The following is a 24,116-nucleotide window of genomic DNA, read 5'->3' as shown; positions in this document are numbered from 1 at the left end:
AAGGATGATCACGCTGAAGCAGTTGCAACAGATCCTGCCTAACGCCCGCGCCCAAGCGGGCGTTTTTATTTTGGCGCTGAACGCCGCCATGCTCCATCGACACATCACCGGGCCTAAGCGGATGGCGGCCTTTATCGCCCAGGTCGGGCACGAGTCCGGCGAGCTGCGTTACGTGCGTGAACTGGGCGGCGAGCACTACCTGAGCAAATACGACACGGGCGCCTTGGCTGCACGCCTGGGCAACACTCCCGACGCCGACGGTGACGGCCAGAAGTACCGGGGCCGCGGCTTGATCCAGATTACCGGGCGGCGCAATTACCTGGCCTGCAGCCGGGCGCTGTTTGGCGATGAACGTTTGCTGCATTTCCCCGAACTGCTGGAGCAGCCGCAATGGGCGGCCGAATCCGCCGCCTGGTTCTGGCACAGCAATGGCTTGAATGAATTGGCCGACCAGGACCAATTCACCACCATCACCCGCCGTATCAATGGTGGCCTCAACGGACTGGAGCACCGCCAACAGTTGTGGGAAAAGGCGAGGGCGGTGTTATGCCGTTGAGCGGGCGCATATGGGCGGTTGCCCTGCTGATGGCTATCTCGGCGGCAGCCAGTTGGCAGGTCCAGGCCTGGCGTCATGGCCTGGCCTTTGAGCGCCAGGCCGCACGGCATTCAGCCCTGCTCAACCGGCAAAGCCAGGAAGCACAGGGCCAATACCGGGCCGAACAGGACAGGCGTCGGGCGTTGGAGCAACAGCTTCACGCCAGCGATCAACAACACACGCGGGAGTTGAGCGATGCACAGCGTCACCAGGTTTATCTGCGCGATCGGTTGGCCACTGCTGATGTGCGCTTGTCAGTCCTTCTCGACGCCACCGACCCCGCCAATGGCCGCGCAATGCCGGCCACCGCCGCCGGCAGCGTGGTTCATGGAGCCCCGCGAGGTCGACTTGACCCGGCGCATGCTCAACGAATTATCGGCATCACCGATGCCGGCGATAACGGACTGATCGCGTTGCGGGCCTGCCAGGCGTATGTAAGTGCCATCACCCGGTAATCTGTTGAAGCCGTCTGCTGCTTGCGTGGCCGATGGGCTCCTGTAGGGTAGGCAAACCCCCGCACTTTCCTGGAGACGACCGTGAAGGAAATTACCCAACTCGCCGCCGAACTTGGCCGACGTTTGCAGGTGCTCAATGCCCACGTCACCACCGCCGAATCCTGCACCGGTGGCGGCATCGCCGAAGCCATCACCCGTATTCCGGGGAGTTCGGCCTGGTTCGAGGCCGGGTATGTGACCTATTCCAATCGCCAGAAGACCCGTCAGCTCAATGTGCCGGAAGGGTTGTTTCCCAAGGTCGGCGCGGTGAGCCGTGAAGTGGTCGAGGCCATGGCCCGGGGCGCCCAGGAAAAAAGCCTGGCGCGGTTTGCGGTGGCGGTCAGCGGCGTGGCGGGCCCCGATGGCGGCTCGCCGGACAAACCGGTGGGTACTGTCTGGCTGGCCTGGGGTGTCGGTGACGAGGTTACGGCTGAGTGCCAGCACTTCCCCGGCAACCGCGACGAGGTCCGCCGACAAACGGTAAAAGCCGCATTAGAGGGGCTGTTGCGACGAGCTGCAGCAGAAATAGAAAATCAGGGGTAGGCGATCCCCGATCTTTATGGAACAATACTGTCTACTTATACAGGTGTTGGCCGTCAGGCCTTATTGATTACGTGAGGACTTTAATGGACGACAACAAGAAGAAAGCCTTGGCTGCGGCCCTGGGTCAGATCGAACGTCAATTCGGCAAGGGTGCCGTAATGCGTATGGGCGATCACGACCGTCAGGCGATCCCGGCTATTTCCACTGGCTCTCTGGGTCTGGACATCGCGCTCGGCATTGGCGGCCTGCCAAAAGGCCGTATCGTTGAAATCTACGGTCCGGAGTCTTCTGGTAAAACCACCCTGACCCTGTCGGTGATTGCCCAGGCACAAAAAATGGGCGCCACTTGTGCGTTCGTCGATGCCGAGCACGCCCTGGATCCTGAATATGCTGGCAAGCTGGGCGTCAATGTCGACGACCTGCTGGTTTCGCAGCCGGACACCGGCGAGCAAGCCCTGGAAATCACCGACATGCTGGTGCGCTCCAACGCCATCGACGTGATCGTGGTCGACTCCGTGGCAGCCCTGGTACCAAAGGCTGAAATCGAAGGCGAAATGGGCGACATGCACGTCGGCCTGCAAGCCCGTCTGATGTCTCAGGCGCTGCGTAAAATCACCGGTAACATCAAGAACGCCAACTGCCTGGTGATCTTCATCAACCAGATTCGGATGAAGATCGGCGTGATGTTCGGCAGCCCGGAAACCACCACCGGTGGTAACGCGCTGAAGTTCTACGCTTCGGTCCGTCTGGACATCCGCCGTACCGGCGCGGTGAAGGAAGGTGACGAGGTTGTCGGTAGCGAAACCCGCGTCAAGGTTGTGAAGAACAAGGTGGCTCCGCCATTCCGTCAGGCTGAGTTCCAGATCCTCTACGGCAAAGGTATTTACCTGAACGGCGAGATGATCGACCTGGGCGTACTGCACGGCTTTGTCGAGAAGTCCGGTGCCTGGTATGCCTACAACGGCAGCAAGATCGGTCAGGGCAAGGCCAACTCGGCCAAGTTCCTGCAGGACAACCCGGATATCGCGGCGACCCTCGAGAAGCAGATCCGCGACAAGCTGCTGACCCCGGCGCCAGACGTCAAGGCAGCAGCCAACCGCGAACCTGTTGATGACATGGCAGAAGCCGACGCTGATATCTGAGTCCAACGATGACAGTTGTACTCGATACGCTGGTTGCCGTACGGCGTACGGCAATGGACCTGCTCGCACGACGCGAGCACGGTCGTGTCGAGCTGACGCGTAAACTGCGTCAGCGTGGCGCCCCTCCCGAAATGATCGAAACAGCCCTCGACCGCTTGACGGAAGAGGGGCTGCTTTCCGAAGCCCGTTATCTCGAAAGTTTTGTTTCCTACCGGGCACGCTCGGGCTACGGCCCTGCGCGGATTCGTGAGGAATTGAGTCAGCGGGGCTTGCAGCGCGCCGATATTGAACTGGCGTTGCGTGAGTGTGGCATCAGTTGGCAAACGCAACTGGAAGACACCTGGCGTCGCAAGTTTGCCGGCCATCTGCCGATTGATGCCCGTGAGCGTGCCAAGCAAGGGCGCTTTTTGAGCTATCGCGGGTTTTCAATGGAGATGATCAGCCGCTTGTTGAGCGGTCGAGATCTGGACGACTGATTCTTCGGCAAGCGGCGATCAAAGGGGCTCGACAGCTCCCACATAAAACAGCACTAAAACAAAAGGCCCGCTATGAAAATAGCGGGCCTTTTTTGCGTTTTACGGCCTCACGCCGGTTCCGGCGCTACGCGTTGCTGTGTTTTACCCTGGGCTTGGGCCCAGTTCTCCGGCAAGTTGATGTAATCCACCAACTCCCGCAACCGCCCCTGATTACGCCCGGTGAAGTTGAACACCAGTCGCGTCAGGTGGCTGAAGTGCGCTTCATCGTGCTCTTCGCCCCCATAGGCCAATTGCTGGAAGTCATCACTCAGCCGCAGGTCAGCGAATGCCGTCTGTATATGCGCCAACGCACGCTCGCTGAGAGGGTGGTTCATGCGCACCACAAACTGGCGTTTCAACCAGCGGGTGGAGTGGAAGTTCGCGTAGAACTGGTTGATTTCGTTCACTGCCTCTTCGGCGCTGTGCACCAGGCGCACCAGCTTGAGGTCGGTGGGCAAGATGTAGCGGTTGGCCTCCAGTTGGCTGCGAATAAAGTCAAGGGCGCCTTGCCAGAATCCACCGCCGGGCTCGTCCAGCAGTACTACTGGAACCAGCGGACTCTTGCCGGTCTGGATCAGGGTCAAGACTTCCAAGGCTTCATCCAGGGTACCGAAGCCACCCGGGCACAGCACCAACCCATCGGCTTCCTTGACGAAAAACAGCTTGCGGGTAAAGAAGAAGTGGAACGACAGCAGGTTTTCCGTGCCATCAATGGTCGGGTTGGCATGCTGTTCAAAGGGCAGGGTGATATTGAACCCCAGGCTGTGGGCCAGCCCGGCGCCTTCGTGGGCGGCAGCCATGATGCCGCCGCCGCCACCGGTGATGACCATCAGATCCGAACGGGCCAGGGCCGCGCCCACTTCGCGGGCCAGGGCGTAGAGGGGGCTTTCCACTGGGGTGCGGGCCGAACCGAAGACGGTGACCTTGCGGCGGCTTTTGAACTGTTCGAGCACACGAAACGCGTGGTCCAGTTCATTGATTGCTTTCAAGGTGATCTTGGCGTTCCAGCGGTCACGGTCGTCCTGGGCCATGCGCAGCACGGTGAGGATCATGTCGCGATACAGCGAAATATTCGGGCTACTGGGGGCAATCAGGTTGAGTTGCGCTTCGACCTGCTGGGCGAGGTCGGTCCCGTTTCCTGGAAAATGACGATTCAGCAGGTCATTCGGTTGATCAGGCATTCAGCTTCTCCTTCGTTACAGAGCCCCGGCGTCTTATTGCAGGCTGCTGACGGCGACGAAACAGGCTCTGTATGTTCCTTGTGATTAAAAACCTTTGCACTGCAAGTCGCGCGAGGGCAACCTTTTTTGCCCTGGAAATGTTACCGGATGGCTCGATCATGAGCCCCTAAAGTCTTGTCTGGCAATAACTTAATAGGGATTGATCAAGGTTTTGCAGGAAGGGTTGTGGCAAGGAGGCTTGTCTGCCGTTGGGCTGCGTAGCAGCCCCCCTGAGGTCTGGCAGATAGGCCGACAACTCAGGTTCCAGGGCTGCTGCACAGCTCAACAGGGGCCATGTTGGCGCTTGGGGAGGGACTTACTTTTTCTTCTTGGCCGGAGCCGGGCAATCCGCTTCGACGAACTTGACCGACGCCACCGGGCGGTTGGTCTTGTTTTCGGTGATTTCGTAGCGCATCACCGCTCCCTTGGCCATCAATTCGCGATAGCCTTTATTCAGGCAGACGCTCTGTCCCAGCTGGAAATACACGGCCTTGGGGTTGGCGCGCATCTGTTCGGCGCGCTCTGGCAGGACGCTCAGGTGGTCAATCAGTTGCATGCCTTCGACGGTGTAGGCCACTTCCAGGGTTTGTTCATCAATTTCCCTGGGCAGGTCCTTGTTGCTTTCTGCCGCGACGCTTTGCAGTTTCTTGTTCATTTGCAGCTCCACCAGGGAGGCTGCCTGGGCGCCTACGGGTAATACCAGCGCCAGGGCGACGGTCGGGGCGGCAAGACGCAACATAAGACGCAGCATGAAACTCTCCTGATTCGGTTACTGGTCCATAGACCCGTCACTGCGCTATGCGTTCAGTGGCGCGGGATTATAGGTGACCTGTCGCCGCGACGGCCAGGCGTATTGGTTGGGCGGCTCTGGTAAACTGCCGGCACTTTTGCTGCCCCGAGTTTTGCCCGTGTCGATTTTCATCGTTTCACAACGGCACCCGCTATGAGTCATGCGGTCTTCCGTCTGCGTACCCAACGCCTGGCCCGTGCCGTCAGCCCTTTTGTCGCACGCGGCTCGCGTGCCGAACGTTGCCCCAGATGCCGGGTCATCCCCGAATACTGCTTGTGTGCGTGGCGCCCCAAGGTTCAGGCCAGGTCGGCCATGTGCCTGTTGATGCATGACGTGGAACCGATGAAACCGAGTAATACCGGTTGGTTGATAGCGGATGTAATCGACGATACAAGTGCTTTTCCCTGGGCGCGCACGGCCGTCGAACCTGAGCTGCTGGCGCTGCTGGCCGACCCGCAATGGCAGCCCTATATCGTCTTCCCCGGCGAGTTTGTAGCGCCGCAGCGGGTGGTCAGCGAGGTCAAGGTGGCGGATGGCAAGCGTCCATTGTTTATCCTGCTGGACGGCACCTGGAGCGAAGCGCGCAAGATGTTCCGCAAGAGCCCGTATCTGGAGCACCTGCCGGTACTGAGCCTGGAACCGGAGCAGTTATCGCGCTACAAGTTGCGCCGCTCCAAGCGCGATGACCATTTCTGCACTGCCGAAGTGGCTGCCTTGTGCCTGGAATTGGCCGAGGACCAGCAGGCTAGCGAAGTGCTGGACGCCTACCTGGATGTTTTCAGTACCCATTACCTGGCGGCCAAGTTCCAGTTGGCGCTGGATCCGACGGACAGTGTCCATACCCGTCTTGCACCTTATCTGTAGGACTTCGCGGCCAGATGACATTTGCATGATGGCACTGCATCGCCTGAGCCGGCTAAAATGCCATCAAGCGTAACTGTTCGTGACAGCCGCTGGCTGGCACCTCGTACGTTGGTGAGCACCGAACCCATCGGTACTCCCATAAAAAACAGGATCATTTAATAAATGGCCACATACGAAATCCTGATTGCCGATGACCATCCGCTGTTCCGTAGCGCGCTGCACCAGGCGGTTACGCTGGAGCTGGGCGTGGATGTACGCCTGGTTGAAGTGGGCAGCATCGCTGAACTGGAAACCCAGCTCACTGACAAGACTGATTGGGATCTGGTGCTGCTGGACCTGAACATGCCCGGCGCCTACGGGTTTTCCGGCCTGGTACTGTTGCGCGGGCAATATCCGCAGATTCCGGTGGTGATGGTGTCGGCCCAGGAAGAGGCCGACGTGGTAGTGCGCTCTCGTGAGTTCGGGGCCAGTGGCTTTATCCCCAAGTCCAGTTCGATGGAGCAGATTCGAGCTGCGGTGCGTACGGTGCTGGACGGTGATGTCTCATGGCCGCCCCAGGCATTTGAAGAAATCAACGTGTCTGCCGAAGCCAAGGCCGCCCAGGAAGGGCTCGCCAGCCTGACGCCCCAGCAGTTTCGTGTGCTGACCATGGTCTGCGAAGGCTTGCTGAACAAGCAGATCGCCTATGAGCTGAGCGTATCCGAGGCGACCATCAAGGCGCACGTCACCGCGATTTTCCGTAAGCTGGGCGTGCGCACCCGCACCCAGGCGGCGCTGCTCTTGCAACAGCTTGAGTCAATTTCCCATTAATAGAGCGGTGCTGTTCACGCTTTTTTGACTTGACGTGCTCTAGCTTCCTTCCATCATTTTTTGCTCAGTTGCCTGCCTATGTCGCCGTTCAAGGGTCAAACCGGTATCAAACGTATCTTCAACGCCGGGGGCTATTCCCTGGATGGTTTGCGTGCGGCTTTCACCGGCGAGGCGGCCTTTCGCCAGTTGGTCCTGCTCAACGTGATCCTGATTCCGTTGAGCTTCTTCCTCACGGTCAGCCGCGTAGAGCGCGCACTGTTGATTGCCGTGTGCCTGCTGGCGCTGATTGTCGAGTTGCTCAACTCGGCCGTGGAGGCGGCGATTGATCGGATTTCCCTGGATCGCCACCCGCTGTCGAAAAACGCCAAGGACATGGGCAGCGCCGCGCAATTCGTGGCGCTGACCATGATCACCGTGGTGTGGGCAGTTATCCTGATCTAGGCGATATTCGGCAGCACGATCTCGTCACTGCGCTGCACCCCGGCGGTAAAGGCGCGGCACAGCTCGAGGAATTCGCGCATGGCCGAGGTCTGGTACTTCTGTTTATGCCAGATAAAGTAGAACTGCCGGGCCAGGTCCAGGTCCGGGGTCTCCACCGGCACCAGGCTGCCGCGCCGGAACGCATCCCGTAGTGCCAGCCGGGAAATGCAACCAATCCCCAATCCCGACTCCACCGCGCGCTTGATCGCCTCGGTGTGCTCCAGCTCCAGGCGAATATTCAGCGCGCTGCGATGATGGCGCATAGCCTGATCAAACGTCAGGCGCGTCCCGGAGCCCTGTTCCCGCAGGATCCAGGCTTCATGGGTCAACTGCTCCATGGTCGCCTGCCCGCGCAGGGCCAGGGGGTGCTGGGGCGCGCAGAACACCACCAGTTCATCCTCGACCCAGGTTTGCACCTCGATGTCCGGGTGGCTGCAGTCACCCTCGATTAGACCCAGATCAATTTCGTAATGCGCGACCTGATGCACGATATGTGCAGTGTTCTGTACATGCAGCTTCACCTGGCTCTCGGGATGCTGCTGCATGAAGCTGCCGATCAGTAGCGTCGCCAGGTAATTGCCGATGGTCAGGGTGGCGCCGACCGCCAGGGAGCCGAAGCCGGACTTGCCGTTGAGCAGGTCTTCGATTTCCTTGGCCTGGTCCAGCAGCGCCACCGCCTGGGGCAGCAATTGATGACCCAGGGCATTGAGGCTCAGGCGTTTACCGGCGCGGTCGAACAATTGGCAGCTGGATTGGCGCTCCAGCTCGGTGATCGAGGTGCTGGCGGCGGATTGAGATAAGGCCAGAAGGCCAGCAGCGCGAGACACGCTTTCCTGCTGGGCGACGGCGACGAAGACTTGCAGTTGACGGAGAGTAAATCGCATATCTATATAACCGATAACCCTTATCTTAATAATCCAGTTAACAGATATTGTCGCCGCCATTAGAATACTGTGCAATTGCGCACCTATCATTTTTGGCGCTGACCCATTTCCAGGAGTTCCCCGTACATGAGCAACATGAACCACGAGCGTGTCCTCAGTGTTCATCACTGGAACGACACTCTGTTCAGCTTCAAGTGCACCCGCGACCCGGGCCTGCGCTTTGAGAACGGTCAGTTCGTGATGATCGGCCTGCAACAGCCCAATGGCCGCCCGCTCATGCGCGCTTACTCCATCGCCAGCCCGAACTGGGAAGAGCATCTGGAGTTCTTCAGCATCAAGGTTCCGGATGGCCCGCTGACTTCCCAATTGCAGCACTTGAAGGAAGGCGACGAGATCATCATCAGCAAAAAACCGACGGGCACCCTGGTGCTGGACGATTTGAAGCCGGGCAAACACCTGTACCTGCTCAGCACCGGTACGGGCCTCGCGCCCTTTATGAGCGTGATCCAGGACCCGGAAACCTACGAGCGCTTCGAAAAAGTGATCCTGTGCCACGGCGTGCGTTACGTCAACGAAGTCGCCTACCGCGAGTTCATCACCGAGCACCTGCCGCAGAACGAGTTCTTCGGCGAGGCGCTGCGTGAAAAGTTGATCTACTACCCGACCGTGACCCGTGAGCCGTTCGAAAACGAAGGCCGCCTCACCGACCTGATGCGCAGCGGTAAGCTGTTCAGTGATATCGGCCTGCCGCCGATCAATCCTGAAGACGACCGCGCCATGCTGTGCGGTAGCCCGAGCATGCTCGACGAGACCAGCGAAGTGCTGAACAGCTTCGGTCTGAAGGTTTCGCCACGCATGCGTGAGCCGGGTGACTACTTGATCGAGCGTGCGTTCGTCGAGAAGTAAGCGCGACTATAAAAATGTGGGAGCTGCCCGGTGGGGGAGCTGGCTTGCCTGCGATGGCATCACCGTGGTGTAGCTGATACACCGAGGTGCCTATATCGCAGGCAAGCCAGCTCTCACACTGGCCAGCTCCCATATTTGTTTTTGGCGTTTATTCGGCCGCAACCACTTCAAGCACGCAAATCACCCCAGCCTCGGGATAGTGCCAACGCACGTCCACATCCCAGAACCGCACACCATACTCGCGCTCCGGCCCTGGCGTCTGATACGCCGGCCGGGGGTCCTGTGCCAGGCACTGCTCAATCAGCTCCACCAACGGCTCGCCAAGGCGCTGGGCGTGGCCTTGTGCCTGGTGCAGCGCGGTCTTCAGCCACTGCACGGGAATCAGCTGTGGCGCGCTGCTTGCGATGCGGTTGGTGGCCGTGTCGATGATGTCGGCATAAGGCACATACGGCTTGATATCCAAGACCGGCGTGCCATCGAGCAAGTCGATCCCGGAAATCCACAGCCGGCCCGGCTCCACCTTGTCCAGCTTCACCACCGACTGGCCGATGCCATTGGGGCGATGGGTCGCACGGGTGGCAAATACGCCCATGGACGTGTTGCCACCCAGGCGCGGCGGGCGCACTTTCAAGCGCGGCTTGTCTTCCAGGGCCTGATGAAACAGGAACAGCAGCCACACATGGCTGACCTGCTCCAGGCCCTGTACGGCCTCGCCCTGGTCGAACGGCGCCACCAGCTCCAGCAAGCCCCTGGCGGCGGGCGCCAGTTGGGGTTGGCGCGGGATGGCGAACTTCTCCTTGAAGCAGGAGCGCACGAAACCTACGGGTGAGACGTTGTAGTTCATGGCTTACGCGCGAACCCGCAGGGTCAGGCCCTTGAGGAAGTTACGCAGCAACTGGTCGCCACACGGGCGATAGTTGGTGTGGCCGAACTTGCGGAACAGTGCGCTCAATTCCGGCTTGGACACCGGGAACTCGGCCGCCTTGAGGATGGCGTGCATGTCGTCTTCCTTGAGCTCGAAGGCCACGCGCAGCTTCTTGAGGATGATGTTGTTGGTCACCGGGGTTTCGATCGGCTGCGGGGGACGGCTTTCGTCCTTGCCGCGCTTGAAGATCACCAGGCCATCGAGGAAGTGCGCCATGACTTCGTCGGGGCAGAACACGAAGCCTTCTTCCTCGTCTTTCTTGAGGTAGGTCAGCAGGTCGTCCTTGGACACTTCCATGCCGCCGATCTTGATGATCTCGACCATCTTGTTGTCGCTGATGTCGAGCATGTAGCGCACGCTGCGCAGTACGTCGTTGTGAATCATGGTGGGCAATCCTGGTATTCGACTGTAGACATCGCCCGGGCGGGCGATCTCGAGAAATAGGGTGGCTTAGAACTTTTCCTTGCCGGACATGTAGCGCCATTGGCCGACCGGCACCTTGCCGATGGACACGCCGCCAATGCGGATGCGGCGAATGGCCACAACCTTCAGGCCAATGGCTTCGCAGAACAGGGCGATGATGCCGGGCTGCGGGTTTTTCAGGGCAAAGCGCAGGCGGTTCTCGTTCTGCCAGCTGGCTTTGACCGCCGGCAATTCCTTGCCTTTGTACATCAGGCCATGGGCGAGGCGGTTCAGACCGTGCTCTGCCACGTCGCCGGAGACCTCAACCACATACTCCTGCTCGATCTTGGCGGCATCGGCCGTCAGCTTGCGCAGGATTTTCCAGTCCTGGGTAAACACCAACAGGCCGCTGGCCTTGGCCTGCAGGTCGGCGCTGGCGGTCAGGCGCAGGAAGTGGCCCTTGAGCGGGCGCTTGCTGAAGCGGTGCTCTTCAGACAGGGTTTCGGCGCTCAGGGACTGCATCGCGCTGTCGACATCCACACCAACCGGTGCATGAAACAGGATAGTCACAGGCTCTGGAGCCGTGGCCTTGGCCTCGGGATCAAGTTCGACTTTTTGTGTCGTGACCTTGAACTGTGGCTCATCAATCACTTCGCCATCTACCGAGACCCAGCCGCCTTCGATGTACAGCTCGGCCTCCCGACGGGAGCAACCGACCAGTTCGATAAGGCGTTTGGAGAGGCGTATGGGGTCAGTCATGACAAGGGCCGTAACAAAAGGGGGCAGCTATTGTACCTGCCTGGAGCCGGTTAATCCCGGCCCCATTTCGCCGCAGTTGCTTTTTGTGGGCGCAGGCAAGCCAGCGCCAACATTTGATTTGGGCTGTGTCAGCCGCTGCGTGTTTGCTGCACCTGGCGCAAACGCATATGCAGCAACGGATAGGGCTGGCCCATGCCGTCATGCTCGGTGCGCCCGATCACTTCAAAACCCTGCTTGAGGTAGAAGCCCAGGGCCTGGGGGTTTTGTTCGTTGACGTCCAGTTCATCGGCATTCATCGACGTAACCGCATACTGCAGCAACTGCTGCCCCAGCCCCTGGCCCCGGTAGTGCGGGTCGATAAACAGCATTTCCACCTTGCCCGCCGCAACGCCGGCAAACCCGGTGATCCGCTGGCGCGCGTCCTTGGTGCAGATCAACATCACGGCATCCAGGTAGCGCGTCAGCACCAGGTGTCTCAGGCGCTCAATGTAGCTATCCGGCAGGAAGTCATGGGTGGCTCGCACCGAGGCCTCCCAGATCCGGGTCAATTCCGGATAGTCGCTGGTTTTCGGGGTGTGGATAACCGAGTGCTGGTCCATGCCCGCTGCTCCTTGCTGCTTGTTGGCGGTGATGGGGCAAACGATAGACCTAAAAAAGCCCCGCATCTTGTCCAGAAGCAGGGCTTTTTCAATTTTTTACCGCTTAGTCGCGTTTTTGCGCCCAGAGGTCGTACTCGTCGGCGTCGGTGACCGTGCACCAGACCTTGTCGCCGGGCTTGAGGCCGCTGGCATCGTCGATAAATACATTGCCGTCGATTTCCGGCGCGTCGAAGAAGCAGCGGCCGACCGCGCCTTGCTCGTCCACTTCGTCGATCAGCACTTCGATTTCCTTGCCGATGCGCAGTTGCAGGCGGGCCGAGCTGATGGCTTGTTGATGGGCCATGAAACGCTCCCAACGCTCCTGCTTGACGTCATCCGGCACCACCGCCAGGTCCAGCAGGTTGGCCGGGGCACCTTCCACCGGCGAGTACTGGAAGCAGCCGACGCGGTCCAGTTGGGCTTCGGTCAGCCAGTCCAGCAGGTACTGGAAGTCTTCTTCGGTTTCGCCGGGGAAGCCCACGATAAAGGTCGAGCGGATGATCAGGTCCGGGCAGATCTCGCGCCAGTTCTTGATCCGCGCCAGGGTCTTGTCTTCGAAGGCCGGGCGTTTCATGGCCTTGAGCACTTTGGGGCTGGCGTGCTGGAACGGGATGTCCAGGTACGGCAGGATCTTGCCGGCGGCCATCAACGGGATCAGTTCGTCGACGTGCGGGTACGGGTACACGTAGTGCAGGCGCACCCACACACCCAGGCTGCTCAGGGCTTCGCACAGTTCGGTCATGCGGGTTTTCACCGGCGCGCCGTTCCAGAAACCGGTGCGGTACTTCACGTCGACGCCGTAGGCACTGGTGTCCTGGGAGATCACCAGCAGCTCTTTGACCCCGGACTTGACCAGACGCTGGGCCTCGTCCAGTACATCGCCCACCGGGCGGCTGACCAGCTTGCCGCGCATCGACGGGATGATGCAGAAGCTGCAACTGTGGTTGCAGCCTTCGGAAATCTTCAGGTACGCATAGTGACGCGGGGTCAGCTTGATGCCCTGGGGTGGCACCAGGTCGATCAGCGGGTTGTGGTCCTGGCGCGGCGGCACCACATCGTGCACGGCGTTGACCACCTGCTCGTACTGCTGCGGACCGGTCACCGCTAGCACGCTTGGGTGCACGTTGCGGATATTGCCTTCTTCCACGCCCATGCAGCCGGTGACGATGACCTTGCCGTTTTCCTTGATGGCTTCGCCGATCACTTCCAGGGACTCTGCCTTGGCCGAGTCAATGAAGCCACAGGTGTTGACCACCACCACGTCAGCGTCCTGGTAGGTGGACACAACGTCGTAGCCTTCCATGCGCAGTTGCGTGAGGATGCGCTCGGAGTCGACCAGAGCCTTCGGGCAACCCAGGGAAACAAAGCCAACCTTTGGGTTGGCTTTTGCGATGGTGGTGGACATGTCTAACCTCGGTATTGAATGACGCCGCCAGTCGGGCACGACAGGGCAACGGATGGGCACTTGATGTGCCTCTGATCAAAAAGTGCGCAATTCTAGCGACGGGAAACGCGCTTGACCAGCTTTATGCAGGGAAATACGACGAGTGCTGCGTTATGCTGCGCGCCGTTGCATCGGGGTAGATCGGTAGTCAACAAATAATCTGTTACTAGAAGTACAGCAGTACACGCTGTGTATAGCTTGGCGTTGGGCTTAAGTGTATAGCTGTGCTGCTTATAGAAGACCTCAGGTCAAAAGGGCGGGAGTGGTTGATGGGTCAGGTAAATAGTCAGGCGGCAGGTGCCGGGCACTCCAGCGCAAAGCCAATCGGCATGTTGGTGGCCGCGGTCGGGGTGGTTTATGGCGATATCGGCACCAGCCCGCTCTACACCCTTAAAGAGGTGTTTTCCGGCAATTACGGGGTCCAGGTCAATCATGACGGCGTGCTGGGGATCCTGGCGCTGATTTTCTGGTCGCTGATCTGGGTGGTGTCCATCAAGTACATGTTGTTCGTGCTGCGCGCCGACAACCAGGGCGAGGGCGGCATCATGGCTCTGACGGCGCTGGCCCGACGGGCGGCGGGCAATCACCCGCGGCTGCGCAGTTTCCTGGTGGTGTGCGGCCTGTGCGGTGCGGCGTTGTTCTATGGCGACAGCATGATCACCCCGGCGATTTCCGTGTTGTCGGCCATCGAGGGCCTGGAACTGGCGTTCGACGGCCTGAAGCATTGGGTCGTGCCCGTGGCGCTGGTGGTGCTGGTGGGGCTGTTCCTGATCCAGAAACATGGCACCGACCGCATCGGCAAGCTGTTCGGGCCGGTGATGGTCACCTGGTTTTTGGTGCTGGGTGGCCTGGGTATCTATGGCATCGTCCAGCACCCTGAAGTGCTCAACGCGATGAACCCGATGTGGGGCGTGCGCTTCTTCATGGTCCACCCGGGTATCGGCGTGGCGATCCTCGGCGCCGTGGTGCTGGCCTTGACCGGTGCCGAAGCGCTGTATGCCGACATGGGCCATTTCGGCCGCAAACCCATTGCCCGCGCCTGGTTTATCCTGGTGCTGCCGGCCCTGGTGCTCAACTATTTTGGCCAGGGCGCGATGCTGCTGGGTGACCCCGAGGCCGCGCGCAACCCGTTCTACCTGCTGGCGCCAAGCTGGGCACTGCTGCCGCTGGTGGGCTTGTCCACCCTGGCCACGGTGATTGCTTCCCAGGCGGTGATTTCCGGTGCGTTCTCGTTGACGCGCCAGGCAATCCAGCTTGGTTACATCCCGCGCATGCATATCCAGCACACCTCCAGCGCCGAGCAAGGCCAGATCTACATTGGCGCGGTGAACTGGTCGCTGATGGTTGGCGTGATCCTGCTGGTGCTGGGCTTCGAGTCTTCGGGCGCCCTGGCCTCGGCCTACGGGGTGGCCGTGACCGGAACCATGCTGATGACCACGATCCTCGTCTCCGCGGTGATGCTGCTGCTGTGGAAATGGCCGCCGGTCCTGGCAGTCCCGGTGTTGCTGGGCTTTTTGCTGGTGGATGGCCTGTTCTTTGCGGCCAACGTGCCGAAGGTAGTGCAGGGCGGTGCGTTCCCGGTATTGGCGGGGATCGTGCTGTTTGTGCTGATGACCACCTGGAAGCGCGGCAAGCAATTACTGGTGGAGCGCCTGGACGAGGGCGGGCTGCCGCTGCCGATCTTTATCAGCAGCATCCGCGTCCAGCCGCCCCATCGCGTGCAGGGCACGGCGGTGTTCCTCACCGCCCGCCCGGACGCGGTGCCCCATGCCTTGCTGCATAACCTGTTGCATAACCAGGTGCTGCACGAGCAGGTGGTGCTGCTGACGGTGGTCTATGAAGATATCCCGCGCGTCCCGGCCCAGCGCCGCTTCGAGGTGGATTCCTATGGCGACGGTTTCTTCCGCGTGATCCTGCACTTTGGCTTTACCGATGAGCCGGACGTACCCGAAGCCCTGAAGCTGTGCCATCTGGACGACCTGGACTTCAGCCCCATGCGCACCACCTACTTCCTCAGCCGCGAGACGGTCATCGCCTCCAAGCTCGAAGGCATGGCGCGCTGGCGTGAAGGGTTGTTTGCTTTCATGCTGAAGAACGCCAATGGCAACCTGCGCTTCTTCAAGCTGCCGGTGAACCGGGTGATTGAGTTGGGCACCCAGGTAGAAATGTAGGCCGTGTTGAAAACAGAACCGCGATGGGCTGTATGCCATCGCGGTTTTTTTTGGCCTGTCGATCCTTGGTTGAATCATCGCCTTTTAAAGCCTGGGGGGTGTGCTAACGTCTTTTTATCCAAGTTTGTCGTCTGGCCCATGAGGATCCACTTACTAGGGAAAGCCAAAGATGAAGCGCACGCTCTCAGGATTGGTGTCAGGCATCACGCTTTTAGTTGTAGGTTGTTCGTCCAGCAGCATTGATATACCGCCCGTCGTCCCCCAGGCTTTGCCCTTTGCCGACGCTCACTTCCACCCTTCCAATTACGCCTATCAGGGCGTTTCGTTGAAAACCCTACTGTCAGACTATTTATCGGCCAGTGTGGTCCGTTCGGTGGTGATGCCGCTGCCGTTGCAGCAGCGCTGGGACAGTTTTGAACACTATCAGGTGATGGACCCTTCCGGTCGTTTGTATGGCGCCAACTACTACATCGGCCCCAAGGCGGACTTGTACTATTACGCCTTCGCGGACGCGATGTATGCCAGGGAGTACCTGCAGTTGTCAGCGGCGGATCAGGGGCGGCTGGACCTTATGATTACCGGCTTCAACCCCATGGACCGGTATGGGGCCCAGCACATCAAGCGGGTGCTGCTGACCTTTCCGGGGGCGTTTGCCGGTATCGGTGAGTTCACGGTGCACAAGGAGTTGGTGTCACGCAAGATCGCCGGCGAGACCATCCGCAGCACTGCCACCGTGCCGCTACCCGCTGACCTCGATAAGAAAGGCACGATGTCGCTGTATGCCCAGTCCCTGGTAGATCTGCTGAAGGTGGCCGAAGAGACCGGTCTGGTCGTGACGCTACACAACGACTTGTACCAGACCGAAGTCAACTACGACGGTACGGTGGAGGATGTCTTCCCTGGCCGGACCTATGAGGCGGCCCTCAAGCATTTGTGCAGCGCGGCCCCCAGTGCTTCGGTGATCTGGGCGCACACCGGGCTGGGGCGCTATGTAAAACCGACGTCCACCCACTTGAAGACCGTTGCTCGTATTCTCGACAGCTGCCCGGCATGGGTAGTGGATATTTCCTGGGATCTGGTCCAGGAAAATATTATTCACCCCGGACCTGGCATGCCGCCCGTCAATGAGTGGATCGGCTTTTTCAATCAGTACAGCAGCCGGGTGTTATGGGGCTCCGATACCGTGATGTTCAGCAAGAACACGCTAGAGTTGCCGGACAAGGTGGTACCTGGCCAGCGCCTCACGGTCGAGCAATACCTGGCGCTTCCCGAGTTGATCCGACCGCTGTTCAGTCGACTGCCACCTGATGTCGCGGAAAAAATCAGTCACGGCAACTACGTGCGTCTGTTTGATGAAGCGCGGCGCAAGGTGCGAGCCTGGGAGGCCAGTCACGCGCAGGATGATGTGTGGGATCTTTCCGGACCGTCGGCAGCGGTGCGCTGAGGCCCACTAAAAAGCCCTCGTTACCGTGAGGCAGCGAGGGCTTTTTGTTGTACGGCGATTAACCTGCAATGGGATCTACGGTAGGAGCAGACGTTACTCTGCCTTGACCTGACGCTTCTCGATGATATCCACCAGGCGCTTGGCCAATGCCGGGTAGTTCTCGTCGAAGTGATGGCCGCCCGGTAGCTTCATGGCTTCGCCCACGGCGGTCTTGTCGGTGCAGCCGCTCTCATCGACTTCTTCCTCACCGTAGATGCACACCACTTTGGCCGCTGGCAGCTTGGCCATTTCCGGGCCGGTGGCGGCTTCCTTGCCGGCGTTGCCCAGCCAGCCTTCCACTTCGATCTCGAAGCTGCCGGTGCGGGCAAAGGCCAGCAGGATAATGGCGTCGACCCGCTGCTGTTCGGCTTCCGGCAGGCGGTTGTAGATAGCTGGCAGTACATCGGCACCGAACGAGTAACCCGTCAGCACAAAGCGTTTGGTGCCCCATTTCTGCCGGTAGTGCTGCATCAGTTCGGTCAGGTCTTTGGCGCTCTGTTCCGGGCTTTTGTGCTGCCAGTAGTAGCGCAGGGTGTCGACGCCGACCACCGGGTAGCCGATCTTCGCCATCTCGCCGGCCACGTCGCGGTCCAGGTCGCGCCAGCCGCCGTCGCCGGAGAGGAACAGGGTCACGGTGTCCTTGGCCTGGCCGGCCGGTACTTCGACCACCGGGATCGCCAGGCCGCCATTGTCCGAGCCCACCAGTTGCTTGCGCAGTTCATTGTTCAGCACTTGCGGGTAGTTGATGTCGTAGTCGCTGATGCTGGTGGTGGCACGCGGGGTGTCGCGTACGAAACTGGCGCTTTCGTCGTCGGGGTTGTCGTTCCAGGCCACCAGCCAGTTGCCGTGGGCGGCGGTCTTGGGCAGTGGGTCCGTGCAACCTTCCTGGACCAGGGCAAAGCCCACCGAGATGGCGTTGGCCTTGTCGTCGTTCTGCGTCGCCAGCCAGCGCCAGGCCAGGCCGGCGCCAGGGCCGATGCCGCTGACCAGGGTGGCCGGGCCCTTGAGTTGGCCCAGCGCCGCTTGCAGGGCTTGTTCCTGCAGTTTGCAGTCTTCCTTGGGCAGGATCACTTGCACGATCTGCGCGCTGCCGCCCTGGCTCAAGGCAATCAGTTGATTATCGGTCAGGCTGGCGTCGGCCATCACGGCGACCGCTACGCGGGCCTTGGTGGGGGTACCCGGTGTTACGCGGGTCATGCTCGAGCCGTCGGCCTGGGGCAACTGTTCCAGGGTCGGTTGGGGGGCAGGGCGATTCCAGTACCAGTAGCCGCCACCGAGGATCAGGGCCAGCACCACCAGACCTGCCAATACATACCGCCAGGAGCGTCGAATCATCAGCGTTTCACCAATCCAGTCAAGCCGCCTGCGATCAGGGCGGCGGTATCGGCCAGTGCCACCAGCGGATCAAGTCCTGCGGGCACGGCCATGTAGCGAGGTTCCCAGTCAGGCTGGAACTTGTCTTTGAAGCGGCGCAAACCTTGGAAGTTATACAGTTGCTCGCCACGGCGGAATACCATCGAGCCCAGGCGCTGGGTCAGCGGTGCGCCACGACGCGGTTGCAGGCCCGACAACGGCACCATGCCGAGGCTGAAGCGTGCATAGTTGTGGCTTTTATAATGCTGGATCAAGCCGACCATCATGAACTCCATGGTCAGCTTTGGTGCGTCGGGGTGCGCGCGCATCAGGTCCAGGCTGGCCAGGTCATGGCTGTAGGTCTCCAGCAGGTTGGCGAAGGCCACCGGCTGCCCCTCGAAGCGAATCACCGCGATGCGAAAATGCTTGAGGTATTCATCGCTGAAACGGCCGAGGGAGAAGCCCTTTTCCCGCACGTTCTTGCCGGTCAGCCAGGCATCGGAAATGACTTTCAGCGCGTCCATGGGCGCCTGCCCCGGCTCGAAGATTTCCAGAGACAGGCCGTCCCGCGTCCCGCGGTTCCAGGTGTAGCGCAGGTCCTTCATCTCCTTGCCCTTGGCTTCCAGGTCAAAGCGCTTGAGATCGACCCGGGCTTCTTCGCCCAGCTTGATCGCCGTCAGGCCGATATCCATATAGAAGGGCAGGTTCTCTGCGCGCACCTGGTAGAACACCGGGCGGGCGTGATGGATATCGCACAGGTCGCGGAACTGCCAGATCATCTCGGCCCTTGGCTGGGTCGGGCCGATCGGGTCGTACAGCGCCACCAGGCTACGGCCACGGCGGGCATACATCAGGAAGGCTTCGTCGTTGGGGTGGAACAGTAGGGCCTTGTCGCCGGTCAGGGCCAGGCCGCCGTCGGGTTGCGACGAGGCCATCAGGATCTTGGTGGCCCGCTCCAGCTCATCGGCGCTCGGCAGGTGGATCACCGGGCGTGCGGTGCGCAACAGCCAGGTCAGCGAGACAATCACCAACAGGATTGCGGCGCCCAGCAGCGAGCGCAGGCCACGCGGGGCGTTGGCGTCGAGGGTGAACTGCCACCACAGTTGATGGCTATAAGGCACATCCTGATAGGCAAACAGCAGCAGCCAGATCGACGCACCGAGCACGCAGACGCTGGCCACCAGATACAGCGGCGAGAACGGCAACTCGGTCAGGCGGCTGGCGCGGTAGAACGAGCGCCGGAAGATCGCCAGCAGCACGGCGGTGGTGGTCATCAGGCTGGCTTCTTCCCAGTCGAAGCCTTTGAGCAGTGAGAGCAGGGCGCCCACCAGCAGCAGCACCATGGTCAGCATCCAGGCTGCCGACAGGCGTCGACGCAGGCCCTGGGCCAGCAACAGGCACAGCACGCCGATCAGGCTGGCGCCAAAGTGCGAGGCGTCAATCAGGCGGTGGGGAATCAGGAAGCCGATGTTTTCCAGGCGTGAGTCGATTTCCGGGGTGGCGCCGGAGAACAGCAGCACCACCCCGGACAAAAAAACCAGCACGGCCAACACCGGTGCCGCGAGGCCCGAGGCCACCCGCAGGCTCTGCTGGGTCTGGAACAGACGCTGAGCCTCGCTGATCAGTAGGAAGATGCATGCGATCAACAGCGGCAGCACCACGTAGATCATGCGGTACAGCAGCAGTGCGGCGGCCAGCGGCGCGGCGCCGAGCGTGTCGGCAAATGCGGCCAGCAGGATCGCTTCGAATACCCCGACGCCGCCTGGTACATGGCTCAGGACACCGGCGGCAAGCGCCAGCAGGTAAACCAGCAGGAACGGACCGAATGGCGGCGCTTCTGGCAGCAGCAGATAAAGCACGGTAGCGGCAGCGGCGACGTCCAGGGCGGTGATGATCAATTGCAGGAAGGTCAGTCGGCGCCCTGGCAGGCGCAAGGTGCGGCGGCCGACTCTGACTAGCAGGTTGTCGGGGTAGGGTTGTTCTGGCGTTCGACGGCGATAAATCCCGATACACAGTACGACCGAGAGTAATAGCACCGCACCGGCGATTGCGCCGAGCAACGTTGCGGGCAAGTGCAGGGCATTGGAGGCGGCGGGCAGGTTGCTCAGGGTGGCCAGGGCTGCGAGCGGCGGTAGGGCGCAGCCCAGGGCCAGGCTGGCAAACACCGTCATCCGGGCAACTTCCGAAGCCCCGATGCCATGCCGTGCATATAAGCGGTAGCGCACCGAGCCGCCGGACAGCATCGACAGGCCAATCGCATTGCCAATGGCGAACGCGGTAAAGCCGCCATAGGCCAAAGTCTTGGCCGGCAGTTTTACCCCGGCGTAGCGTGCGCCGGAAAATTCGTAGCCCAATAGAATGATGAAACCGGCGATCGCGGCGGCGAAGGCGCCCAGCAAGGCGGGCTGCGGCACCTCCAGGATCGAGTCGTGGAGGGCGTAAAGATCCAGCTCCAGGAGCAAGTGGCGGCAAGCGATCAAGGCAATGGTAAACAGCAGCAAAGTGACTGCCAGCCCAATGGGTTGACGATACTTGCTCAACCGATCCAGCCAGCGCAGACGGGTGGGGGTGATCGGTTGTGTGGCTGTGACAGTGTCTTGTGGTTCAGACGAATTGGCGCGCATCAATCACCTCGTGGATTGTGCGCGACAGGATGGGGGTATCCAGCCAAGTTACCAATCCCTATGTACAAAATAATTACAAATAGTAACGCGGATCACCGGGGCCGGCGACAGCGTCCATTGGTCGCGCAAGGGTGTGCTCGGCACTCGAGCATGGCCTGCAATTGGATGGAGTCCGAAACCCATGAGCGGTTTCCTGAAAGATGCCATGCCATTGTTTCAAAAGAACTTTTCAGTCAGACACAAAAAAGGCCACTCTTTCGAGTAGCCTTTCTTGATGTTTGGTTGCGGGAGCCGGATTTGAACCGACGACCTTCGGGTTATGAGCCCGACGAGCTACCAGACTGCTCCATCCCGCGTCTGTGGGCGGCATTCTACAGCGCAACGACGAGGTGTCAACCGTTAATGGCATAAAGGGCCAAATAACTGCAAATTAGCCTAAGTGCTCGATTGAGCACGACTTTTCACTACGTCGGCATATTGCATCAGGCGGCAGGGCAAAAACCTGCGCGCACAAAAAAGGCCACTCTTTCGAGTAGCCTTTCTTGATGTTTGGTTGCGGGAGCCGGATTTGAACCGACGACCTTCGGGTTATGAGCCCGACGAGCTACCAGACTGCTCCATCCCGCGTCTGTGTGTCGGCATTCTACAGAGGAATGACACTGTGTCAACCACGGATTCAAAGAAAAGCGCTTGTGCTTCAATCGCTTAGCTCTCCAAATCAACTGCTGGAAGGGTTTGCGGCCAGTCAGGCCGTGGCTTCCAGCTCTATTGGGGCGTGTTCTTCGATTGAGAAAATAAATTCATCCGGGCTTTTTCCTACCGCTTTGTCAGATGATTCAAAGTACTGGTGCTATATACAGGTGTGAATGCGATACTGGCGATCCGTCCACTTTATGTCCTGATCACGCCTCTCTTTATATGACGCAGCGCAAAATCATCCACGTCGACTGTGACTGCTTCTACGCTGCCATCGAAATGCGGGATAACCCGAGCCTGGCGCAAAAGCCCCTGGCGGTAGGTGGCTCGGCGGACCGGCGCGGGGTGATCGCCACCTGCAATTACGAGGCGCGGGCCTACGGCGTGCGGTCGGCCATGTCCTCGCGCCATGCGTTGAAACTGTGCCCCGACCTGACCATCGTCAAGCCGCGTATGGATGCCTATAAAGAAGCATCGAAAGAAATCCACACGATTTTCCGTGAATACACCGATCTGATCGAACCGTTGTCGCTGGACGAAGCCTATCTGGATGTTTCCGATTGCGCGCATTTCGGCGGCAGCGCCACGCGTATTGCCCAGGATATCCGTCGGCGGGTCTCCAATCAGTTGCATATCACGGTTTCTGCGGGGGTGGCGCCGAACAAGTTCCTGGCCAAGATCGCCAGCGACTGGAAAAAGCCCAATGGACTGTTTGTGATCACCCCGGATCAGGTGGAGGACTTTGTTTCGGCGCTGCCCGTGAGCAAGTTGCATGGCGTCGGCAAGGTCACTGCTGAAAAACTGGCGCGGCTGGGAATAGAGGACTGCCTGCAACTGCGCGAGTGGAACAAGTTGGCGCTGGTGCGGGAATTCGGCAGTTTTGGTGAGCGGTTATGGAGTTTGGCGCGTGGGATTGATGACCGTGCGGTGCATAACGACAGCCGCCGGCAATCCATCAGCGTAGAGAATACCTACGATGTCGATCTACCGGACCTGCCCAGTTGCCTGGAAAAACTCCCTGAGCTGATGGAGACCCTGGCCGGGCGCATGCAGCGTATCGACAGCAGTTATCGGCCGGGTAAACCCTTTGTCAAAGTGAAGTTCCATGATTTTACCCAGACCACCCTGGAACAGGCGGGGGCAGGGCGGGACCTGGAGAGTTACCGGCAGTTGCTGACCCAGGCGTTCAATCGCGGGGGTAAGCCGGTGCGATTGCTGGGGATTGGTGTGCGCTTGCTCGATTTGAGCATGGGCAATGAACAGCTGGAGCTGTCCTGGTAGACGGCTGGAGGTGGGCCTTATGTGGGAGCGGGCTTGCCCGCGATGGCAGTGGGTCAGTCGAATAAATCTAACCTGACACTCCGCTATCGCGGGCAAGCCCGCTCCCACACAAGCCCGCTCCTACATTGAGTGCTGCCTCAGCGGGTACCCGGGTCAGCCACCAGTCGGCCGCCATCCTGGGTCAGCGCCTTGAGAAATTCCTGCTGCAATTCCGGATCATTGCGGGTCAGTTCAATCAGGCTCTGTTCCAGTTCGCTGGCTTCTTCTTCCAGGCCCAGTTCTGACAAGCGCTTGACCCGATGCACCCATTGGCTGACTTCGTCATCCTCCAGGTCGTCGTAGATCAAGGCATGGGCTTCCAGCAGCTTGCCGCGCAAAGTGGTGCTGATGGCCAGGGATGAGTCCGAGTGCACGTCGTCCTGGGCATCTTCAATGCTGATCCGCAAGGTGCGGACCTGGCTCAGGTCCTGCTCGGCAAACGGGCTGTTCAGCAGGTTCAGGCGCAGGACGCCATTGCGGTCGGTGGTCATCTCGTGGGTCTGCTTGCCGGCCTTGACCTGCACCGGTCGCTCGCTCCACGGCAGGCTGGTGTATTCCAGGCGGCGGTCACGCTGGATTTCGTCGATGCCTGCCAGGTTCTGCTGCGCCCGGCCGTGTGACTGCACGTTCATGAACGGGTTGAGCCCGGCCACGCCGTAACTGATCCAGTCATGGGTCATGCTGTCGGGCAGGTTGCCCAGGGCAAAGATGTTCGCCACATTGGCCCCGGCGCCCGCGACCACTGCCACGGCACCCAGCGGGATCTCATAGAGTTCGCGCCAGGGCTGGTAGGGCGTGTAGCGATCATAGTGGCGCGTGACTTCAAACTCAGTGACTTCGAAAGTCCGCTGTTCATGAATACGCACGCGGCGTTGCGGCAGCTCAAGTACTTTGGGTTCGCCGACATCAATCTGCAGGCTGTGGTCGAGCAACTTGCGCTCGATCCGTTCCTCGTGCTCGCTACGCTGCGACATTTGATTGGCGCAGCCGCTGACCAGCAGGGCGCCGCACAAGGCGGCGCCCCCCAGGGCTTTGGTGTTTCGCTTGAACATGACTTC

General features: G+C 60.2%; 23 protein-coding genes and 2 tRNA genes. 12 read left to right on the top strand and 13 right to left on the bottom strand.

Features of this window, described 5'->3' with window-relative positions; genetic code table 11:
* Positions 1–4 precede the first annotated feature (4 nt).
* From PSH73_RS20425 to recX, 5 genes are all read left to right on the top strand, one after another.
* Positions 5–556, top strand: coding sequence for a glycoside hydrolase family 19 protein (locus PSH73_RS20425; protein WP_115128869.1), 552 nt, complete (start codon positions 5–7; stop codon positions 554–556).
* Complete coding sequence (locus PSH73_RS20420; RefSeq protein WP_057958627.1) at positions 547–1,050, top strand: lysis system i-spanin subunit Rz; 504 nt, start codon at positions 547–549, stop codon at positions 1,048–1,050. Before PSH73_RS20425 ends, PSH73_RS20420 begins: the two co-directional genes overlap by 10 nt.
* Before the next feature lie 81 nt (positions 1,051–1,131).
* Positions 1,132–1,632, top strand: coding sequence for a CinA family protein (locus tag PSH73_RS20415; RefSeq protein WP_032858393.1), 501 nt, complete (start codon positions 1,132–1,134; stop codon positions 1,630–1,632).
* Positions 1,633–1,715: 83 nt separating this feature from the next.
* A complete protein-coding gene (gene recA, locus PSH73_RS20410) occupies positions 1,716–2,774 on the top strand; it encodes a recombinase RecA (protein ID WP_029295312.1) in 1,059 nt (352 codons plus the stop codon).
* An 8-nt stretch (positions 2,775–2,782) separates the two neighbouring features.
* Positions 2,783–3,250 carry a recombination regulator RecX gene (gene recX / locus PSH73_RS20405; protein ID WP_057439357.1) on the top strand — a complete coding sequence of 156 codons (468 nt, stop codon included), beginning with the start codon at positions 2,783–2,785 and terminating at the stop codon, positions 3,248–3,250.
* Between the two features lie 107 nt (positions 3,251–3,357).
* On the opposite strand, the gene PSH73_RS20400 is transcribed toward recX, so the two are convergent.
* Together PSH73_RS20400 and PSH73_RS20395 are read right to left on the bottom strand one after the other, a co-directional pair.
* Complete coding sequence (locus PSH73_RS20400) at positions 3,358–4,470, bottom strand: TIGR00730 family Rossman fold protein (RefSeq protein ID WP_057439358.1); 1,113 nt, start codon at positions 4,468–4,470, stop codon at positions 3,358–3,360.
* Between the two features lie 355 nt (positions 4,471–4,825).
* Positions 4,826–5,260: a PA3611 family quorum-sensing-regulated virulence factor gene (locus PSH73_RS20395; protein WP_057439359.1), complete on the bottom strand. Its 435-nt coding sequence runs from the start codon at positions 5,258–5,260 to the stop codon at positions 4,826–4,828.
* Positions 5,261–5,452: 192 nt separating this feature from the next.
* Between PSH73_RS20395 and PSH73_RS20390 the strand changes: the two genes are divergently transcribed.
* The 3 genes from PSH73_RS20390 to PSH73_RS20380 all read left to right on the top strand — a co-directional run bounded on the left by PSH73_RS20390 (position 5,453) and on the right by PSH73_RS20380 (position 7,414).
* The gene (locus PSH73_RS20390; protein ID WP_057439360.1) at positions 5,453–6,163 is read left to right on the top strand and encodes a tRNA-uridine aminocarboxypropyltransferase; all 711 of its coding nucleotides are present in this window, start codon (positions 5,453–5,455) and stop codon (positions 6,161–6,163) included.
* Between the two features lie 162 nt (positions 6,164–6,325).
* The gene (gene erdR / locus PSH73_RS20385; RefSeq protein WP_057439361.1) at positions 6,326–6,973 is read left to right on the top strand and encodes a response regulator transcription factor ErdR; all 648 of its coding nucleotides are present in this window, start codon (positions 6,326–6,328) and stop codon (positions 6,971–6,973) included.
* Between the two features lie 72 nt (positions 6,974–7,045).
* Positions 7,046–7,414: a diacylglycerol kinase gene (locus PSH73_RS20380; protein WP_169959843.1), complete on the top strand. Its 369-nt coding sequence runs from the start codon at positions 7,046–7,048 to the stop codon at positions 7,412–7,414.
* On the opposite strand, the gene PSH73_RS20375 is transcribed toward PSH73_RS20380, so the two are convergent.
* Positions 7,411–8,337 carry a LysR family transcriptional regulator gene (locus PSH73_RS20375; protein WP_032858383.1) on the bottom strand — a complete coding sequence of 309 codons (927 nt, stop codon included), beginning with the start codon at positions 8,335–8,337 and terminating at the stop codon, positions 7,411–7,413. The two genes, PSH73_RS20380 and PSH73_RS20375, sit on opposite strands and share 4 nt — an antisense overlap.
* Positions 8,338–8,463: 126 nt before the next feature.
* Here PSH73_RS20375 and fpr point away from each other — a divergent pair, with 126 nt between their 5' ends.
* A complete protein-coding gene (gene fpr, locus PSH73_RS20370) occupies positions 8,464–9,243 on the top strand; it encodes a ferredoxin-NADP reductase (protein ID WP_003172178.1) in 780 nt (259 codons plus the stop codon).
* 148 nt (positions 9,244–9,391) lie between these two features.
* Here the strand turns inward: fpr and tsaA are convergent, their stop codons facing one another.
* The 5 genes from tsaA to rimO all read right to left on the bottom strand — a co-directional run bounded on the left by tsaA (position 9,392) and on the right by rimO (position 13,372).
* The gene (gene tsaA / locus PSH73_RS20365) at positions 9,392–10,087 is read right to left on the bottom strand and encodes a tRNA (N6-threonylcarbamoyladenosine(37)-N6)-methyltransferase TrmO (protein WP_120734068.1); all 696 of its coding nucleotides are present in this window, start codon (positions 10,085–10,087) and stop codon (positions 9,392–9,394) included.
* Between the two features lie 3 nt (positions 10,088–10,090).
* Complete coding sequence (locus PSH73_RS20360) at positions 10,091–10,552, bottom strand: DUF1456 family protein (protein ID WP_057439364.1); 462 nt, start codon at positions 10,550–10,552, stop codon at positions 10,091–10,093.
* 66 nt (positions 10,553–10,618) lie between these two features.
* Complete coding sequence (locus PSH73_RS20355) at positions 10,619–11,329, bottom strand: rRNA pseudouridine synthase (RefSeq protein WP_057958631.1); 711 nt, start codon at positions 11,327–11,329, stop codon at positions 10,619–10,621.
* A gap of 128 nt (positions 11,330–11,457) precedes the next feature.
* Entirely contained in the window at positions 11,458–11,928 is a 471-nt protein-coding gene (locus tag PSH73_RS20350) for a GNAT family N-acetyltransferase (protein WP_120734063.1), read from the bottom strand.
* Between the two features lie 103 nt (positions 11,929–12,031).
* A complete protein-coding gene (rimO, locus tag PSH73_RS20345; RefSeq protein WP_120734061.1) occupies positions 12,032–13,372 on the bottom strand; it encodes a 30S ribosomal protein S12 methylthiotransferase RimO in 1,341 nt (446 codons plus the stop codon).
* Between the two features lie 308 nt (positions 13,373–13,680).
* On the opposite strand from rimO, the gene PSH73_RS20340 reads away from it, so the two are divergent.
* Both PSH73_RS20340 and PSH73_RS20335 read left to right on the top strand, forming a co-directional pair.
* Entirely contained in the window at positions 13,681–15,582 is a 1,902-nt protein-coding gene (locus PSH73_RS20340) for a potassium transporter Kup (protein ID WP_057958632.1), read from the top strand.
* A gap of 325 nt (positions 15,583–15,907) precedes the next feature.
* Positions 15,908–17,026 carry an amidohydrolase family protein gene (locus PSH73_RS20335; protein ID WP_162947766.1) on the top strand — a complete coding sequence of 373 codons (1,119 nt, stop codon included), beginning with the start codon at positions 15,908–15,910 and terminating at the stop codon, positions 17,024–17,026.
* Between the two features lie 93 nt (positions 17,027–17,119).
* Here the strand turns inward: PSH73_RS20335 and PSH73_RS20330 are convergent, their stop codons facing one another.
* The 4 genes from PSH73_RS20330 to PSH73_RS20315 form a co-directional block, all read right to left on the bottom strand.
* The gene (locus PSH73_RS20330; RefSeq protein WP_057958634.1) at positions 17,120–18,400 is read right to left on the bottom strand and encodes a virulence factor family protein; all 1,281 of its coding nucleotides are present in this window, start codon (positions 18,398–18,400) and stop codon (positions 17,120–17,122) included.
* A complete protein-coding gene (gene mprF / locus PSH73_RS20325; protein ID WP_057958635.1) occupies positions 18,400–21,042 on the bottom strand; it encodes a bifunctional lysylphosphatidylglycerol flippase/synthetase MprF in 2,643 nt (880 codons plus the stop codon). Before mprF ends, PSH73_RS20330 begins: the two co-directional genes overlap by 1 nt.
* A 279-nt stretch (positions 21,043–21,321) precedes the next feature.
* Positions 21,322–21,398, bottom strand: a tRNA-Met gene (locus PSH73_RS20320).
* A 194-nt stretch (positions 21,399–21,592) separates the two neighbouring features.
* Positions 21,593–21,669 (bottom strand) — tRNA-Met (locus tag PSH73_RS20315).
* Positions 21,670–21,960: 291 nt separating this feature from the next.
* Here PSH73_RS20315 and dinB point away from each other — a divergent pair.
* Complete coding sequence (dinB, locus tag PSH73_RS20310; protein WP_057958636.1) at positions 21,961–23,019, top strand: DNA polymerase IV; 1,059 nt, start codon at positions 21,961–21,963, stop codon at positions 23,017–23,019.
* A gap of 137 nt (positions 23,020–23,156) precedes the next feature.
* Here dinB and PSH73_RS20305 read toward each other — a convergent pair whose 3' ends face one another.
* Positions 23,157–24,110, bottom strand: coding sequence for a hypothetical protein (locus PSH73_RS20305; RefSeq protein WP_305461250.1), 954 nt, complete (start codon positions 24,108–24,110; stop codon positions 23,157–23,159).
* Positions 24,111–24,116: the final 6 nt, after the last annotated feature.

Origin of the sequence: Pseudomonas sp. FP2294, assembly GCF_030687625.1 — a bacterium.
GTDB classification, from domain to species: Bacteria; Pseudomonadota; Gammaproteobacteria; order Pseudomonadales; family Pseudomonadaceae; genus Aquipseudomonas; species Aquipseudomonas shahriarae.
This window is presented reverse-complemented; position numbering and strand designations above follow the sequence as displayed.

What these genes read in the sequence shown, in the direction of transcription:
- PSH73_RS20390 (WP_057439360.1), top strand. Translation starts at nt 5,453, where the DNA reads ATGAGTCATGCGGTCTTCCGTCTGCGTACCCAACGCCTGGCCCGTGCC.
- rimO (WP_120734061.1), bottom strand. Translation starts at nt 13,372, where the DNA reads ATGTCCACCACCATCGCAAAAGCCAACCCAAAGGTTGGCTTTGTTTCC.
- PSH73_RS20425 (WP_115128869.1), top strand. Translation starts at nt 5, where the DNA reads ATGATCACGCTGAAGCAGTTGCAACAGATCCTGCCTAACGCCCGCGCC.
- PSH73_RS20420 (WP_057958627.1), top strand. Translation starts at nt 547, where the DNA reads ATGCCGTTGAGCGGGCGCATATGGGCGGTTGCCCTGCTGATGGCTATC.
- PSH73_RS20355 (WP_057958631.1), bottom strand. Translation starts at nt 11,329, where the DNA reads ATGACTGACCCCATACGCCTCTCCAAACGCCTTATCGAACTGGTCGGT.
- PSH73_RS20340 (WP_057958632.1), top strand. Translation starts at nt 13,681, where the DNA reads ATGGGTCAGGTAAATAGTCAGGCGGCAGGTGCCGGGCACTCCAGCGCA.
- PSH73_RS20350 (WP_120734063.1), bottom strand. Translation starts at nt 11,928, where the DNA reads ATGGACCAGCACTCGGTTATCCACACCCCGAAAACCAGCGACTATCCG.
- mprF (WP_057958635.1), bottom strand. Translation starts at nt 21,042, where the DNA reads ATGCGCGCCAATTCGTCTGAACCACAAGACACTGTCACAGCCACACAA.
- PSH73_RS20400 (WP_057439358.1), bottom strand. Translation starts at nt 4,470, where the DNA reads ATGCCTGATCAACCGAATGACCTGCTGAATCGTCATTTTCCAGGAAAC.
- PSH73_RS20360 (WP_057439364.1), bottom strand. Translation starts at nt 10,552, where the DNA reads ATGATTCACAACGACGTACTGCGCAGCGTGCGCTACATGCTCGACATC.
- PSH73_RS20305 (WP_305461250.1), bottom strand. Translation starts at nt 24,110, where the DNA reads ATGTTCAAGCGAAACACCAAAGCCCTGGGGGGCGCCGCCTTGTGCGGC.
- tsaA (WP_120734068.1), bottom strand. Translation starts at nt 10,087, where the DNA reads ATGAACTACAACGTCTCACCCGTAGGTTTCGTGCGCTCCTGCTTCAAG.
- recX (WP_057439357.1), top strand. Translation starts at nt 2,783, where the DNA reads ATGACAGTTGTACTCGATACGCTGGTTGCCGTACGGCGTACGGCAATG.
- PSH73_RS20375 (WP_032858383.1), bottom strand. Translation starts at nt 8,337, where the DNA reads ATGCGATTTACTCTCCGTCAACTGCAAGTCTTCGTCGCCGTCGCCCAG.
- dinB (WP_057958636.1), top strand. Translation starts at nt 21,961, where the DNA reads ATGACGCAGCGCAAAATCATCCACGTCGACTGTGACTGCTTCTACGCT.
- erdR (WP_057439361.1), top strand. Translation starts at nt 6,326, where the DNA reads ATGGCCACATACGAAATCCTGATTGCCGATGACCATCCGCTGTTCCGT.
- recA (WP_029295312.1), top strand. Translation starts at nt 1,716, where the DNA reads ATGGACGACAACAAGAAGAAAGCCTTGGCTGCGGCCCTGGGTCAGATC.
- PSH73_RS20395 (WP_057439359.1), bottom strand. Translation starts at nt 5,260, where the DNA reads ATGCTGCGTCTTATGTTGCGTCTTGCCGCCCCGACCGTCGCCCTGGCG.
- PSH73_RS20330 (WP_057958634.1), bottom strand. Translation starts at nt 18,400, where the DNA reads ATGATTCGACGCTCCTGGCGGTATGTATTGGCAGGTCTGGTGGTGCTG.
- fpr (WP_003172178.1), top strand. Translation starts at nt 8,464, where the DNA reads ATGAGCAACATGAACCACGAGCGTGTCCTCAGTGTTCATCACTGGAAC.